The organism is Lactobacillus sp. N54.MGS-719 (assembly GCF_000980505.1).
GTDB lineage: Bacteria > Bacillota > Bacilli > Lactobacillales > Lactobacillaceae > Lactobacillus > Lactobacillus amylovorus.
In genome coordinates this window covers 1-16,535 of the sequence record NZ_LARO01000031.1, presented here as the reverse complement: position 1 = coordinate 16,535, position 16,535 = coordinate 1, and the positions used below count along the sequence as shown (strand labels likewise).

Annotated in this window: 14 protein-coding genes and 2 pseudogenes; 4 read left to right on the top strand and 12 right to left on the bottom strand. The window is 38.6% G+C overall.

The annotated features are described in order from the left end of the window. Positions 1–184: 184 nt before the first annotated feature. Positions 185–649 (top strand): IS200/IS605 family transposase, encoded by a 465-nt coding sequence (gene tnpA / locus WS44_RS06500; protein WP_046433750.1) that lies wholly within the window; start codon positions 185–187, stop codon positions 647–649. A 242-nt stretch (positions 650–891) separates the two neighbouring features. Continuing rightward, positions 892–1,209, top strand: a pseudogene (locus WS44_RS10060) (substrate-binding domain-containing protein); the annotation flags it as partial. Between the two features lie 60 nt (positions 1,210–1,269). Here WS44_RS10060 and WS44_RS06495 read toward each other — a convergent pair. The 12 genes and pseudogenes from WS44_RS06495 to WS44_RS06440 all read right to left on the bottom strand — a co-directional run. After that, a pseudogene (locus tag WS44_RS06495) lies at positions 1,270–2,316 on the bottom strand (MFS transporter); the annotation flags it as partial. A 123-nt stretch (positions 2,317–2,439) separates the two neighbouring features. Continuing rightward, a complete protein-coding gene (locus WS44_RS06490; RefSeq protein WP_013438370.1) occupies positions 2,440–3,432 on the bottom strand; it encodes a hypothetical protein in 993 nt (330 codons plus the stop codon). Between the two features lie 103 nt (positions 3,433–3,535). Further along, a complete protein-coding gene (locus WS44_RS06485) occupies positions 3,536–4,438 on the bottom strand; it encodes a hypothetical protein (protein WP_046433749.1) in 903 nt (300 codons plus the stop codon). A gap of 179 nt (positions 4,439–4,617) precedes the next feature. Next, positions 4,618–5,955, bottom strand: coding sequence for a type I glutamate--ammonia ligase (gene glnA / locus WS44_RS06480; protein ID WP_013438372.1), 1,338 nt, complete (start codon positions 5,953–5,955; stop codon positions 4,618–4,620). Positions 5,956–6,096: 141 nt separating this feature from the next. Further along, on the bottom strand, positions 6,097–7,344 hold the full coding sequence (locus tag WS44_RS06475) for an aminotransferase class V-fold PLP-dependent enzyme (protein WP_013438373.1): 1,248 nt from the start codon (positions 7,342–7,344) through the stop codon (positions 6,097–6,099). After that, on the bottom strand, positions 7,337–8,257 hold the full coding sequence (gene miaA, locus WS44_RS06470; RefSeq protein WP_013438374.1) for a tRNA (adenosine(37)-N6)-dimethylallyltransferase MiaA: 921 nt from the start codon (positions 8,255–8,257) through the stop codon (positions 7,337–7,339). The genes WS44_RS06475 and miaA overlap by 8 nt, the downstream gene beginning before the upstream one ends. Before the next feature lie 77 nt (positions 8,258–8,334). Then, positions 8,335–8,736, bottom strand: a complete 402-nt coding sequence (locus tag WS44_RS06465; RefSeq protein WP_013438375.1) for a rhodanese-like domain-containing protein — start codon at positions 8,734–8,736, stop codon at positions 8,335–8,337. A gap of 58 nt (positions 8,737–8,794) precedes the next feature. Continuing rightward, positions 8,795–9,025 carry a YqgQ family protein gene (locus WS44_RS06460; RefSeq protein ID WP_013438376.1) on the bottom strand — a complete coding sequence of 77 codons (231 nt, stop codon included), beginning with the start codon at positions 9,023–9,025 and terminating at the stop codon, positions 8,795–8,797. Positions 9,026–9,034: 9 nt separating this feature from the next. Continuing rightward, positions 9,035–9,715, bottom strand: a complete 681-nt coding sequence (locus WS44_RS06455; RefSeq protein ID WP_013438377.1) for a rhomboid family intramembrane serine protease — start codon at positions 9,713–9,715, stop codon at positions 9,035–9,037. Between the two features lie 37 nt (positions 9,716–9,752). Further along, complete coding sequence (locus WS44_RS06450) at positions 9,753–10,316, bottom strand: 5-formyltetrahydrofolate cyclo-ligase (RefSeq protein WP_014566060.1); 564 nt, start codon at positions 10,314–10,316, stop codon at positions 9,753–9,755. Between the two features lie 54 nt (positions 10,317–10,370). After that, the gene (rpmG, locus tag WS44_RS06445; protein WP_006351577.1) at positions 10,371–10,520 is read right to left on the bottom strand and encodes a 50S ribosomal protein L33; all 150 of its coding nucleotides are present in this window, start codon (positions 10,518–10,520) and stop codon (positions 10,371–10,373) included. 75 nt (positions 10,521–10,595) lie between these two features. Further along, a complete protein-coding gene (locus WS44_RS06440; protein ID WP_046433746.1) occupies positions 10,596–12,704 on the bottom strand; it encodes a penicillin-binding protein 2 in 2,109 nt (702 codons plus the stop codon). 90 nt (positions 12,705–12,794) lie between these two features. On the opposite strand from WS44_RS06440, the gene WS44_RS06435 reads away from it, so the two are divergent. Together WS44_RS06435 and WS44_RS06430 are read left to right on the top strand one after the other, a co-directional pair. After that, positions 12,795–15,383 carry a YfhO family protein gene (locus tag WS44_RS06435; RefSeq protein ID WP_014566061.1) on the top strand — a complete coding sequence of 863 codons (2,589 nt, stop codon included), beginning with the start codon at positions 12,795–12,797 and terminating at the stop codon, positions 15,381–15,383. A gap of 109 nt (positions 15,384–15,492) precedes the next feature. Then, entirely contained in the window at positions 15,493–16,416 is a 924-nt protein-coding gene (locus WS44_RS06430) for a BadF/BadG/BcrA/BcrD ATPase family protein (RefSeq protein ID WP_013438381.1), read from the top strand. The last annotated feature ends 119 nt before the right edge of the window (positions 16,417–16,535 follow it).

The following is a 16,535-nucleotide window of genomic DNA, read 5'->3' as shown; positions in this document are numbered from 1 at the left end:
GTTTAATGATTTTCTTTTGCTTAGAACTAGGATAAAAGCGAAGCTTAACGCCAAAATGATAGGCTAAACTGCTCATTCTTTTCATGTATTTCACCTCCTTGTATTATTGTAATTTGATTATAGCCTATGTATATCTTATAATCAACAGTAAATAGATACATAGTAGACGAAAGGATATTAGACTATGAATAATAAGAGAGACAAAATAAAAGACGCAGGCTATGAAAAACACTACGTCTATAATGCACACTATCATCTAATTTGGTGTACTAAATACCGCAATCAAATCTTTACTAACCAAGACCTGGCTCAAGAAATGCGAGACCTGCTCAAGCAAATAGCTGAAGATAATCAAATCAAAATTGAAAAAATGGAGGTAATGCCTGAACATATTCATTTGCTTATCAGCTTTAGACCATCAAAATCAGGTTCAAGCGTAGTCAAAGCACTCAAAGGAAGAAGTGCTTTCTTATTCTTCCAGAATCACCCCGAAATTAAGCAAAACAGGATGTGGGGCGGGCATTTATGGTCGCCAAGCTATTACTTTGGTAGCGTAGGGAATATGTCTAAAGAAGTAGTAGAAAAGTACATTAATGACCAGATCTACAATACCTTTAGAGACGGCAAGCCCTATCCATCCCCGCATTAAAATACGGGGATTTTCGGGCGTTTTTCATTAAACTTGATGATCCAGATAAAAATTGGACCGATCTAGCAAATTACGGTGCAGTTATTATCGAAGGTGAAATGACTGCGGCCGCTATCGAGCAGATTCAAAACATCAATCCGAATGTGATTTTCCTAGACGTAAACACCAACATCCGCGGCTGTAATATCGTCCGCAATGACTTTATTTAAGCAACCACTAATATCTTAGATACGCTCTACGAAATGGGACATAGAAATATCGCCTATATTGGTGGTAAATCTGCCGTAGTTAACTTAGATGGCAAAATTGTTTTAAGAAAAGATGACTTGCGTGAAGACGGCTATATCGCCTGGATGAAAATGCACAACTTAGATCAGTATTGTCACACCTTTACTGCTAACTGGTCAGCTGATGAAGCTTTAGAAGCTACCAATCAATTATTGCAGTTAAAAGATCGACCAACAGCGATCGTCGTTGCGAGTGATCCAATGGCTTTAGGCGTCTACAAGGCCTTAAATGATGCCAACGTTAATATTCCAAACGATATTTCAGTTGCCAGTTTCGACGATGTAGAAATTAATTGCTTTTTAACCCCTACTCTTTCAAGTATCGATATGAATAACGAAGGCAATGATAAAACCAATTCTAGCAGGCCACTTGGCACCAAAACTATCGTACATTCTACCAGCAAAAGCAGAAGTTACGGCGTTAATGACACCACCTGGAAGCATGATGATCCCAGTCAAAGCAACAGCTACAAGCAAACCATTTTGCAAGTATTGTGGCAAAAGATACATTGCTGACAAGATGATACCAAAATCAACCATGACCAAAATTGCACCCAAAGTGAAGTTGCGGTGTCTAAACACACGCATGTTTAAAACAGGTACTTCAAGTTTTAGTTGACGTCTTACATAGAAAATCAAGGCAATAACACCGACGATTAAACATGCAAGAACTGGTACTGAAAGCCAACCCATTTCGCTGGCAAAACTTGCACCCGCAATCAAACCTGAGAAGGCAAAGATTGACAAAATGATGGACACAAAATCAACTTTTGGCTTAGTAATTTGACTAACATTCTTCAAACTAAATAAGCCGATTACAAAGGCAATGACTAAAAATACGACGAATGTAAAGAAGATGTCGTACCATGAACCAGCAGCTAAAATTAAGCCCGTCAAAGTTGGACCAATTGCTGGAGCAAACATGATTACTAAAGCAAGAACACCATTAACTGTACCTAACTTATTTGGTGGGAAAATCAACATCGCAATAGTAAACATTAAAGGCAAAATGATTCCAGTTCCGATCCCCTGGATCATTCTACCGATTAAAACCATCGGAAAATTAACCCCGAATCCCGAAATAAGTGAACCGCCAATAAAGGCACCGAGGCCAAATAAAACTAATTTTTTGGTCGCAAACCACTTAGTAAACAAACTTGAAAGTGGCAGGACTATCCCGATTACGAGCATATAGCCGGTAACCAGCCATTGAATTGAAGACTGACCAACTTGAAGAGCCTTCATCAATTGTGGTAAGGCAATGTTCAATGAAGTTTCACTAAACATCCCTACAAATGATCCTAGCATTAATGGGAGAATAGCAAGCCATGGACATTTAACGTTAACACGAGCTTGTATCCCTGTTTGAGCATTATCCATTAATTCTTCCTCCTTTTATTGCAACGTTGATTACTTTACCAGAAAAAATTTTTCTTCGTAAGTAAAATTTTTCTCAAAAACAAAAAAGACGTCTTTCGACGCCTTTTTGCTTAATTATTTAATTTAGTACTTCAAATCGCTAAATTGCTTATTTGAGTTTTGTTTTGCCAAATCTTTACTCTTCCAGTAAACAGCATTCGTAGTCCCTTTAGAGTTAGCTGAAACGATCACATCTTGACCATTTTCGGTATGACGAGCTAAGTAAGTGCTACCTTGACCAGGTTCTTGACCCATATTAGTGAAACTGTAGAAGTTAATGCCATTCATGGTAGTTTGCTTCATGTAGCCTGATAATGAATCAGATGAACTATTGGTATTATCCTTCTTAACGTTCATGCTAAAGCCGGCTTCATCGTTGATCTTGTTGCCTGTAATAGTCAAAGTATCGATATTGCCATTACCAGTATCAGCAGTGTACCAAGTACCTTGAAGAGCTGCTGGAATTACGCTATTTACATTAGCAGTATCCTTAGTTGTAGCACCATCGCCTTCAAGTTTAGCATTTAATTCAGCGTTTTTAGCTAATTGGTTAACTAAATCTGCATCATTTTTATCATTTAGGTAGTTTACAATGTCAGACAAGCTAGCTGTGCCAACATTACGTTGCTTTACAAAAATAGTGATTTGCTTATTAGCACCATCGCCGCTAAGCATATAACGAGCGTTACTGCTCTTGCCTGTACCACTAACTTCGTAAACATAGCCGCTATTGTCTGAAGTAATACCAGTTTCAGCCTTGCTTCTAAAAGCTACGCTCAAATGATTTTGCTTAGCAGCATTTACTGCGATCTCCCAGGTATCACCATACTTTTGTGAAGCATAAACCGCAATTGCACTAGCGGTAGTCTTGTAGTCCATGTTTTCTGCAGAGAGCTTATCTGAATCACTGCTCTTCGAACTAGAGTCTGATGAAGTATTGCTGTTGTTTGAGCTCTTCTTAGAAACTTGACTGCTCTTAGATTGTTCTGATTGTGTATTTCCTTGTGTACTTTGTGAGCATCCTGCCAAAGTTAAAGCGGCTGAGATTGCCACAAGTACGGTTAATTTGCGTTTCAAAAGGATTCTTCCCTTCTATAAAATCTATCTCTTTGACATAATACTATTATAAAAAAAGTAATAAGCCAATCTTTTATCAAAGATATTATAGAAAATTTACGAATTAACTGAGGCTAGCAAATTTAGCGTCTACATTAGCTTTAGCTAGCTTAACAGACTTCCAGTAGCTACCGGTGCAACTGCCAGTATCAACGCTATATGTCGCTACAGCCTCATTTTTGCCTTTCTTTTGAACGGTATATAGCCAGCCAAAGTTTTGGGCATTCAAAGCCTGAACGTGATAACAATCAATCCCATTGATATTTTCCATTCTGGCTCTAGCCCATCTTCTAGTTTGTTCAAATGACGTTGGTGCAAAACTACCAGAGATCTTATGGATCTCCCCGCCATTAATGCTATGAGCATCGATCACCAGCTTTTTACCTCGACGGTTGTACCAGGTGCCGCGCAAGTGCTTTGGAACTGTAGCGAGACCATTATCGCCTTTAACACCATATTTATCAGAAGTAATTGACGCTCCCATAGTCGTATAAGCAGCCAGTTTTCTGACATTTTTTATCTCGTTTTTGTCGTTTAAATATGACACAAGCTCATTTAAACTTGCACTACCTATTTTTTTTCGGTTATAAAAATTAACGGTGCTGCCTTCCAAGATGTAAAAAGTATCCGGTTCTTTGCCATTACCGCTAACCTGATAGATATAACCCTTATCCTTAATGTATCTAAAAGCAGTAGCACTCTTTACGGCAACGCTTAAGCCATTTTTATCGGCAGCTTGATAAGTCTTCTGCCAGGCCTTTTTATATTTCAATGCACCATAAACCGTGATCGCACTTGCTTTTTCAGAATCAGATAAATCTTGGGCAACTAATTTTTTTGGAGCCTGTTTTTGAGTGCTAGAAACTCTGCCATTATCTTTATTATTAGTATGAGAATTTTGGCTACATGCCGTTAATCCTAAAACGGCAGCAGTTAAACACATGAATGTTAATATTCTTCTACTCATCAAAAAAGACTCCAAATTCTAATTGCAACACAAAAATATCCCTAAACTTATTAGGGATATTATTACCTTTATTTCTAAATATTATATAGCATATTTGCCCGTTTGACATTGCTCAAACTTTAAAAATTAATAAAAAATCCTCGCACAGAGCGAGGATTCTTACTTGATAATCTATTAAATTACCAATTCATGTAACGTTGACGTTCCCAATCTGAAACAGATTGTGAGTACTTGGACCATTCTAATTCTTTTGATTCGATAAAGCTGTGAGTTAAGTGTTCACCCAAAGCGCTCTTGATTAAGTCATCAGCCTTAAATGCCTTAATTGCGTTGTGAAGAGTAGTTGGAAGTGGCTTGATGCCGTGTTCTGCTCTTTCTTCTTCTGACATTTCAAAGATGTTTTCTTCAACTGGCTTCATTGGCATCTTTTGTTCCTTGATACCGTTAAGACCAGCAGTCAAGCATGCAGCAAGAAGTAAGTATGGGTTAGCAGTTGGGTCAGCTGAACGCATTTCTAAACGAGTGTTGATTTCACCGGCACTTGGAATACGAACAAGTGGTGAACGGTTCTTAGCAGCCCATGCAATGTATACAGGAGCTTCAAAACCAGGAATCAAACGCTTGTATGAGTTAACAGTTGGGTTACCAATTGCAGTGATTGCACGTGCGTGTTCCAAAATACCGTTCAAGAAGTAAAGTGCAGTGTTTGAAAGGTGGAATTCACCATCTTTGTCGTAGAAGACATTGTGCTTGTTCTTGAAGAGTGACATGTTGTTGTGCATACCGTTTCCGGCTTGACCTTCAACAGGCTTAGCCATAAATGTAGCAAACAAACCATGCTTTCTAGCAATGTGACGAGCAACCATCTTAAAGGTTTGGCATCTGTCAGCAGTAGTTAAAGCATCATCGAATCTAAAGTCGATTTCTTGTTGACCATCACCAACTTCGTGGTGAGCAGCTTCAACTTCGAAACCAATTTCTTCCAAAGTTTCAACGATTTCACGACGGCAACGTGCACCTTCGTCATCTGAAGTCATGTCAAAGTATGATGCGTGGTCTGGAACTTCAGTAGTCCAGTTGCCATTTTCATCTAACTTGAAGAGGTGGAATTCCATTTCAAAGCCGATATCAAAGGTATCGAAACCAGCTTCTTTCATTTCACCAAGAACACGCTTCAAGTTGTTTCTCGGATCACCTGCAAATGGCTTACCATCAGTCATGTGAACTGAACAAATCAAACGACCAATCTTGCCACCGTGTTCGTCACCCCATGGCAATACTGACCAAGTTGAGAAGTCAGGGTATAAAACCATGTCACTTTCTTCAAGACGAACAAAGCCGTCAATTGAAGAACCGTCAAAACGAATATCATTAGTCAACACTTTATCCAATTGACTAGTTGGTACTTCAACAGCCTTTTCAGTACCGTTAATATCAGTGAAGCATAAACGTAAAAATCTTACGTTTTTGTCTGCTACTTCTTTTCTAATTTCTTCTGTAGTATATTGTTTACTCATAGCTTTTCCACCTATTAAAAACAAAAAAACATTAAATTGGTATGGTCCTATGATTTGATTTTTATCTCCTAGAACTGTTTAACACAATAGCAGATCAATTTAAAAAAGTCAAATTGGTCTAATGACATTTTTTAACTTTTACTATTTGTTAAAAAATGTATCGCGAACCGCATTAATGATTGCGACCTTGTCATGAGCATAAGTCAAACCGCCTTGCATATATACTGCGTAAGGTGGTCTAATCGGACCATCTGCTGAGAATTCAATTGTTGAACCTGAAACGAAGTTACCAGCAGCCATAATAATCTTGTCTTCGTAGCCTTCCATGTGGACAGCTTCTGGAGTTACGAAGGAGTCGATTGGTGAGTTCTTTTGTACTTCTTGAACGAACTTCACCATCTTGTCTGGGTCATTGAAGATGATTGTTTCGATAATGTCACTCCGCTTTTCATCCCAGGCAGGCGTTACATTCATGCCCATCTTATCAAACAATGCAGCCGCAAAAATCATACCCTTTTCGGCCATGCCAGTTACGTTAGGTGACAAGAAGAAGCCTTCATAGAAGTCATGCAAGTTGCCAATAGTAGCTCCTTCATCGGTACAGCCAGGTGCAGTCAAAGCGTATTTAGCATTTTCTACTAGGTCCTTTTTACCCACGATGTAGCCACCGGTCTTGGCTAGACCACCGCCAGCATTCTTGATTAAGGAACCAGCCATTAAGTCGGCACCGTATTCAGTTGCTTCGTGCTTTTCAGAAAATTCACCGTAACAATTATCAATAAAGACAATACTCTTAGGACTTACCTTCTTAACAAAGGCAATCATTTCTTTAATTTGATCGATGGTGAAAGTCTTTCTAGTTGAATAGCCACGTGAACGTTGAATAGCGACGATCTTTGGTTGATCACGCTTCAAAATCTTTTCTGCTTGATCATAGTCAACAGTATTTTCATCATTTAGTGGCACGTATGAAAACTTCACGCCCTTTTCAGCCAAAGTACCACGCTTATCAACGGTTAAGCCGATTACTTTTTGCAAAGTATCATAAGGTTGACCAGTTAAATAAGTTAAAGTATCGCCTGACTTCAAATTACCGTTTAAAGCAACAAATAAAGTATGCGTACCTGAAACGAATTGTGGACGTACTAAAGCATCTTCAGTATCAAAAACTTGGGCATAAATCCGATCAAGCTTGTCACGGCCCATATCGTCATCACCATAGCCCGTAGAACCGCTTAAATCAGCTTCTGCGACGGCATTATCTTGGAAGGCTTTAAGTACCTTAGCTTGGTTAAAAACGATCTGATCTTCAATTTCTGCCAATTTAGGAGCGATTTGTTGATCAACTTCTTTGACAATCTTTTGTAGTTTTTCTGGTAAATTATTCATTTTTCCATTCCTCGACTTTTGCAATAATCTTTTGTTTACAATCAGGATCATTCAGCGGATCAAACCAAACGACGGGTAGTTGATTTCTAAAATAAGTTAATTGTCGTTTAGCATACCGCCTCGAAGCAGTTTTTAACTGCGTAATACAGCTGTCTAAATCTTCCTTGCCTTCGAAGTAAGGAAAGAATTCCTTGTAAGCAATCGCCTGCAAAATTTGATGCTCTTTAGCACGATTCTCATAAATGAATTTAGCTTCAGCCAGCATCCCTTTTTGCATCATCTTGTCGACGCGCAAATTAATTCTGCGATAGATTTCCTGTCTATCAGAATTAAGGCCGATAATCAAATAATCATAGCGGGGGGCAATCTTCTTTTGTTGTTCCGAAAATTTCTTACCAGTACGATCAATTACGGTCAGTGCCCGCATCGTTCTACGTGAATTAGGCACCGGAATTTTCTTAGCTGCGGCCGGATCCTTTTCATTTAATACCTGCCACAGTTTTTCTGGGCCGTAGCGAGCGAGATAATCTTCCCATTTTTGCGACGTACCGCGATTTTCTTCTTGCTTTTCACCCAGCTGCATTTGGTTAAGCAAGGCATTGACATAAAAACCGGTACCTCCAGCTAAAATTGGCAATTTACCTTTAGCACTAATTTCTTTAATAGCTTTTTGGGCTTCGTCAACGAAATCTTTGACTGAAAATTCATCAAACACAGAGCGCGTATCTACTAGGTAATGTTTAACCTTGCTCTGTTCCTCTTTGGTTGCTTTGGCGGTACCAACTTCGACTTCTTGGTAAACTTGCATAGAGTCACCTGAGACGATCTCACCATTTAATTTCTGGGCTAAGGCAATAGCCAGATCGGTCTTGCCAATCGCGGTTGGGCCAACAATGGCTAATACTTTTTGCATATCATCACTTTCACAATCCATTTTTAAACGAAAAAAGCACATTTGAGCAGATTCTCCTCCCAAATGTGTTTTTCAAATTAATATTTGGACTTTTTAGTTCTGCCGTCCCAGGTCTCAAAACCACCCTTAAGCCAGTGGACTGAAACAAAGCCCTTCTTCTTCAAGAAACGGGCAGCTCTCAATGTGATTGTGTTTGAGTCTGAGTAAAGGTAAACCGGCAAATCACTTCTAAGTTCATTATATTGATACTTAAGCATCGTATATGGCAAGCTTCGCGCACCATCAATATGCTTGCGTTTAAAAGGCTCTTTTTCTCGCAGATCAATAATTTGTGCCTTACGCATGCCTTCTTTAAATTCTTCATTAGTCAATTCACCGCCGAGGGATTTGGCTTGAATCTTATTCCAGGCCCAAACACCACCGAAGACTAAAAGAATAACTAATAAAACAGTATCTAAGACAATTAAAAAACTCGACATAAAATCTAATCTGCCCTTTCATAAAAGTTTACAAATATAATGATACCGCTAAACTAATTTACTTGCTATTATTTTTCTTATCTTTCTTTTTTTCATTGAGTTCTTCAATGCGATATTCTCTACGTAAAATAAGTTTAGCCATCATATAATCATGTTGATCGATCAAACCAGCCTTATTAATATTGTCGAGTTCTAAGGCCATTAGTTCAATGTCCCAGATTCTTTTACCAATATGAACCAAAATGCCATATTTCTCTAAAAGCTGCTGTACATCATATAAAGTCTTCATTACTTTTCCTTAGAAGTTAATAATCATACCTGTTCTAACTGTCCAAACTATATAAAAAATTAGTACGGCACCAGCCAAAACACGCCACTTAGGATTGTAAGTCTTCATTACACGATCGCCTAAAATAACCGCTAATAAGAAACCGACAATCAAACCACCGAGGTGACCCCAAATATCGATGCCAGGGGCAAAAATATCAATCCCCAGGTTAATTAAGGCTAAAACGAAGGCCTGTCTACCTAAGAAACTGATCATTGGATTATGAATATTGCGAAGTCCAATTGCAGTCATCGCACCAAAAAGACCAAACAAAGCAGTGGAAGCACCAGCGCTCAAACCGCGGTCGGAACTAAAGGCTAAACTCATTAGATTACCGCCAATACCGGCTAAAAGATAAGTCACTAAAAATCTAGCGTGACCCATAATCGGTTCAATATATTGCCCCATGTAGTAAATAATTACGGCGTTAGAAACCAAGTGCATTACACCAATATGCAAAAATTGGGCAGTAAATAAACGCCACCATTGGTTGCCAACCACTACGGCGTAGTTGCTCATGGCACCCATTTTCATCAATACGTTGGTATTTTCTGAACCGCCAAGGAATACTTCAACCAAAAAGACGATCAATAATACTACTAAAATACCCATTGTCACAAATGCTTGCGACAGGTTGATTCTTCGATTCATTTAAAAATCCCCTTAAAATTCGTTATTTGGATATATTTTAATAGATTTTGTTAGTCGTCACAATCGTTTGAATTGGAATATCCGTTTTTTCTACTGGCCATTCTGAACTGGCAAACTGCATTGGCGAACTTACTAGTGAGACAGTCTTAGGATTATATTTAGCCAAAAAACGGTCATAATAACCGCCGCCAAAACCTAAACGAACATGTGAGTCTAACGCAAAAGCTAAACCAGGCACAATCACCAGATCAAGCTCGTTATTAACTTCGGCATCCCCATCAGCAATTTCTTCAACGCCAAATTTTGATTTAACCAGCTTGCTCATATAAGTGTAACGAAGAAAGTCCAATGTATGATCTTGGTCTGCTCTAGCCTTAGCTAAATAAACCTTTTTACCAGCTTCCCACAATCTGGCGATTAATTCTGACGTATCGACTTCAAAAGGCAGAGAAGCGGTCACGCCAATTGTTTGGCTATTTTTAATCAAGTCGGTCTCCATTAGCTTTTCTAACAGGATGCTATCTTCAGTCTCTTTTTCTTTTGTATTTGCGAATTCTTTTAATTTGTTGATTTGTTCTTTTCTTAATTCTGCTTTTTTCATTTTCTCGTCCAAAAATAAAAAAATAGCAGGCACTGAACCTGCTATTTTGGTTTATTACTTAGTTTCACGGTGAAGTGTTACTCGTCTTTCAACTGGGCAATACTTCTTCAAAGATAAACGTTCCGGATGCTTACGCTTGTTCTTCTTAGATAAGTAACTTCTATCGCCACATTCGGTGCATTCTAAAATGATGTTATCTGCCATTTCTTTCACCACCTACACTTTTATTCTGACTGTACTAGAATAGCATTTTTCAAGCAATTTGACCAGTCTTAATCATTATTTTGTTGAATGAAGTTTGAAATAATCCTGAATCATTGCCTTAGCTACCTGTAAAGTATATGTACCCTCACCATCTGGATCAAGTCCTGGGAAGACAACTGCAACCGCAAGTTTTGGATTCTTAGATGGAGCATAACCAATACAGGTAGCGTTGATTAATTCGATATTGTGTTTTCTGTTAGGGTGTTCTGCATCGTAGTAGAAGGTTTGGGCAGTACCAGTCTTACCTGAGATTGAAGGCTTAACGTTCTTCAATGGGTGAGCAGTACCCCAGCCGTTAGTACCGTGAACTACACGCCAGAAACCTTGTCTTACAACATTCAATTCATCTGGTGTCCAAGGAATTGCTTGTTGGACATTAGGCTTCTTGTTGTAATTGATGTAAATCTTCTTACCGTCCCTGCTGGTCTTACCAACAGATTGAACGATGTAAGGCTGCATTCTGTAGCCGCCGTTAGCAATAGTTGAAACATATTGTACTAATTGAATTGGCGTATATGCATCGTAGTTACCGTAGGCCAAGTCAAGTACTGAACCTGACAAAATGTTGCCTTTGGAGTTGAATGACTTACCTTCAATACCTGAAACTTCACCTGGAAGGTCAACACCAGTCTTTTGACCTAAACCAAACATAGCGAAGTTTCTACGCAAGATATCAAATGAATCGTTAGGCATATGAATGTATTGCTTAGGCACGTACTTTGCACCTACCCACTTCATAGCAAGGTGCATCATGTAGATGTTACTTGAAACTTCTAGAGCTGTTTCGGCATCAAGAGAACTGAATGTACCGATTGGGTAAACAGACTTCTTAACTGGAGAACCTGGCAAGTAAATTGGCGTATCAGGCAAGGTGTTGTTAATTGGCGTAATAATATGATTAATCAAACCGCCAGAAACAGTAGCACCCTTAACTACAGAACCCATAACGAATGATTGGTTGATTACACCTAATGCGTTATCTGTAGTCTTACCAGTATTAGTATTTCTGTTAATACCAGCTACGGCTAAAAGCGCACCAGTCTGAGGATTCATAGCAACGGCGTAGGCACCGTTAGAGTAGCGTGCAGCACCGGCTGATTCGGCTGAGCTGTATACACGCTTTAATGCAGCTTGAACTTGCTTTTGATACTTGGCATCAATTGTCAGCATCAAACTTGCACCAGCTTGACCATTGTAAACAGTTTTGGTTTGTTGAATATTACCATTAGACTTAGTAGTTACTCGACTGGTTGACTTTGTCCCCTTCAAAAGTGGTTCATATTCTTTTTCAAGATATGAAGTACCAACACGGTCGTTTCTTGAGTAGCCATTTCTTAAGTAATATTGTAAGTTGTCGCTAGGCAAACCTGACTTTTCAGTTGAAACAGAACCAATAATACTCTGGATTGATGAACCATTTGGATATGATCTTTGCCACTCGGTACCAATACCAACACCAGGAAGTTCTGACAAGTGTTCACCAACTTGAGCAATTTCCTTATCAGTCAAACCTTTATTCTTAATGTAAATAGTTGATAAAGTATAAGCTCCGGAAATCTTGTTGAAAATCAAAGCAGCAGTCTTTTGCTTTTCATTCAACTTCAGATTCATCTTTTCAACATAATTAAGTTCAGCCTTGTAAATTTCTGAGTTAGTCTTCTTATTACCATCTGCATCAACCTTATCTGACTTAGGCAATTGTGCTGAAATCTTCGTATTATTATTCTCATCAGCTAAATAATAATCGGCTACCATTTGCTTTGTTGGCTTTTCATCGGTAATCTTAATGTAATTACTCAACGCATTTGAGATTTGATAAATCTGCGTCGTGGTAGTCGAAGCACTCTTAGTATAGGTAATGGCATTAGTTGCCTTATTCCCTACTAGGACGCGCCCTTTAGCATCATACATTACCCCACGGGGTACTTGGTTAGATACAACTGTTGAATCAGACTGTTGCACCTCTGCCTTAAAGCGAGAACCGTAGACCAATTGCAAATATGCCAATTGTCCTATCAGCATCGCAAAAAGCACGAGAATAACACCCAGAATGATTCGCATTCTTATTGGAGTTGAGGACTGTTTATTTGAACCAGTCCCACTGTTTTTTCTAAAATAATCCACGTAAATCGTCCCTTACTAAAACTGTATGTATTTTAACAAAAACTGAACGTTAATTCTACGATTGAGAACGGAGCTTAGATAAATTTTAATATGACAAAATATTTTCAAACGCTTAAGTTAAATTTCAATAAAGAAAAAGTGCTGTATTTGATCAGTTTTGTTTTGCCCGGCCTCATTTTCTTAAGTTATTTCTTCTATACCAAAAATGGAGTTTTAACTGTTGATCTGGGCCAGCAATATGTCGATTTCTTAGCCTTTTTCAGAAGCAACTTGTTTACTCACCCGCTTAGACTCATTTATTCATTTTCAAGCGGCTTAGGGGGCTCAATGCTGGCAACGGATGCCTACTATCTGTTTAGTCCCTTTAACCTGCTTTTGTTTTTAGCGCCGCAGAAATTTCTGTCGCAGATGGTGCTCGTCATTATTGCTGCTAAAATTGCGACAGTGGGTCTAACCAGCTACTATTATTGGAAACAAAAAATCGATAATGAGTTTTACGCTTTAGCAGCCAGTGCCGCTTATGCTTTATCAGGTTACACCATCGCTAACCATTTTAACCTAATGTGGCTAGATTCGGTATTGCTTTTGCCATTATTGATTGATGCAATCAACCGCGTGTTAGAGCAAAAGAAGAATCATTTGATTTTGATCACCTTTTTATTGTGGTTCACCAATTTTTACACGGCTTATATGGCCCTTGCCTTTGGCCTCTTTTATCTTTTAAGCAAACTATTTTTCTTCAATAAAAAAGAGCGCTGGCCACTTTTCTGGGAATATTTGAAGAAAAGCATGTGGGGTTCATTTTTAGACGCATCCATGCTTTTGCCCGTCGCAGTTGAAATGTTACAGGGAAAGGCTGCTTCAAGTGCCACTTGGTCCTTGGGCTTTCAATTTGCTCCGTATAACGAATTAGCCAAACTAGCAGATGGCGCATACGACTTTCATGAAATGCAGGAAGGAATGCCTAATATCTATATTGCCCTGCCTTTCGTTTTGCTAGCAATCTTTTATTTCTTAAGTAAAAAAATCAACTGGCGGCACAAACTAGCTAATGGCATTTTATTGATCTTTTTAGTTGCTTCTTTATTCTGGACACCGCTAGTCTTAATTTGGCACCTAGGTCAATTCCCTGTCTGGTATCCAGGTCGTTTCTCTTTTGTGTTGATCTTTTTTGCATTAGATTTAGCAATCATTGCGCTGAAGCAGCGTGAAAAAATCAGTTTCTGGCAAATAGGCGTTTTAATCTTACTAGCGATCGGACTAATCGTTTTCATTACCGTAGACTCTAAGTCATTTGCCTTTTTGAATCAAAATGCTCAGACTGCCTCTGCCGCCTTTTTAGCACTTGGTATCCTTTTCATCGGTTTCATCCACAACAGAAGCAACTTTGCAGCTCCGTTCTTCTGTTTAATTATTGAGCTAGAATTGATCGTTAATCTGGTTCTATCATTAAACAATTTGGCCTACCAAAACAACGCTGATTACCAAAATTTCGTTCAAAATACTAAACAAGTTACACAATATGCTAAAGATCATGACGACAGATTATATCGGATGGAAAAAACGTTCTATCGCTCCGACGATGATCCATTCAGTGCAAATTACTACGGCCTCAGCACTTTTAATTCTATCTCTAACCAACGCGTTTTAAATCTTTTAAGCAACTTGGGCTTCGTCAACAACAGCAATTCCTACACCAATTATGGCAGCACACCAATTACCGACGATTTATTTGGCGTTAAATACTACATTTTACCTAATGACGATATCACTCCGCTTAAGGCAAATGAGCAGATGAAATATAGCAATTCCAGCAATCGAATCGATACCAGCGACTACGATATTGTGAAAAGATTTGAGCAACTAGTTTTGATGAAAAATGACGATGCTTTACCATTTTTATTCTTAACGCCTAAATCTACGACTAAAGTTAAATTTGATTCAACCGATATTACTGGCAATCAAAATAAATTCTTTGAAGCAGCTACGGGAAAACAAACACAACTATTCTCTAGCGTAACCTGGCCTGATCCAAAACTAATTAATATTTCGGGCTGGGACGGCGGCTGGATGCAATACACCAAGAAAGATAAGGCTAAAGAAGGACGCGTAATCTTTAACTTTAAACCACAAACTGACAACTCATACTATCTTGAGCTCCCTGGTGATATTGATAATGACTCAATCAGCTTAACCGTTAATGGCAACAGCATTAATACCGACGTACGTGATCAGAATTCTCGCTTAATCAATCTAGGTAGTCGTCAGCGTGGCCAAACTATTCATGTAGTTTTCACGCTTAAAAATAATCAATTAAATCTAAATGCGGCTAACCTCTGGTGTTTGAACACTAAACAGCTTGAGCAAATAATGGACAAATTTAAGCAAAAGCAGCCACAGTTCAAACAAACCTCCGCTTTAACAATTCACTCCAATTCATTTAGCACTAAAAAGACGGAAACAATGAATTCAACTATTCCTAACAGTTTTAATTGGCTCATTTTGGATAATGGTCATATAATTCACAAAAATAAAATACTATTTATGAATACTTTTTTGAATTTTAAATTAAATAAAGGTACACACAAGATTACTCTAATTTACGTTCCTTGGGTATTCTTGATTGGCATAGCTATTAGTTTGCTTACATTATTTCTTTATTTAAGCATTAGAAAATAATGAGTGTTAGCGCTAACAATAAAATTAATACTAGACCTGTCATATGAAAATGTAATAAAATGTATACGTTATCATACGGATAAATTAATATAGAAGGAAGATTGAAAATATGGCTCTTAAATACCAAATTGGTGTTGACGCAGGTGGTACTCACTCAACTGCAATCGCATATGACGAAAATGGTAAAGAACTTGGTCGTGCCGAAGGCGGTCCAGGTCAAATTAATGCTGACTACGAAGGCGGAATTAAAAATATTTCCGACACTATCAACGAATTATTAAACAAGATTGATGGCGACTGCATGCGTGTATTAGTTGGTATCGCTGGTCTTTCTGTTGTTGGTAATGCTCCAGAAGTTGCTGCAACTATTTCATCAAGAATCAACAACCTGCCAACTCGTGCTATTACCGACTCACTTTTAGCTCTTTACGCAGGCCTTGAAGGCGATGATGGTGCTTTGGTTATCGCTGGTACTGGTTCTGTTTACAATGGCTTACAAGATGGTCACTTGATCGCTGTAGGTGGTTACGGCAACATCTTAGGTGACGAAGGTTCAGGTTACGCTATTGCTCGTTCAGCTATGCAATCAGCTCTTCTTAGCTGGGACAAACGTGAACACAACTCACTTATCGATATGTTCACTAAGTTGTTCAACGTTGAACACATGGATGAATGTAACGCTAAGTTCTACAAGATGTCTAACCCAGAAGTAGCTGGTATGGCAGTTCACGTTGCTAAGCTTGCTGACAAGGGCGACGAAGATGCAACCAAGATCATTAAGGAACAAGCTCACTTGTTAGCTCGTGACATTATCATCGGTTTGGACCGTTACGAAGATCCAAAGCCAATGAAGATTGCTTTAACTGGTTCAGTTTTAGCTAACAACGACATGCTTAGAGGTCTTTTAGAAGATGAAGTTAAGAGCAAGTACCCTGACGTTATCTTCTCAATTTCAAACGGTGAAAACGCTCGTGCCGTATTGTTTGACAAGAGTAAGGACTACCGTTACTTCACTAACCACGAAGATCGTTAATTTAAATTCTGATAGTTACACAAACATACTAACCTAGTGTTGGATCATGAATCGACGGATTCATGATCTGGCACTTTTTATTTTGTTTAGAATAAAAAGTGAAGATAAAGCAAACAAAG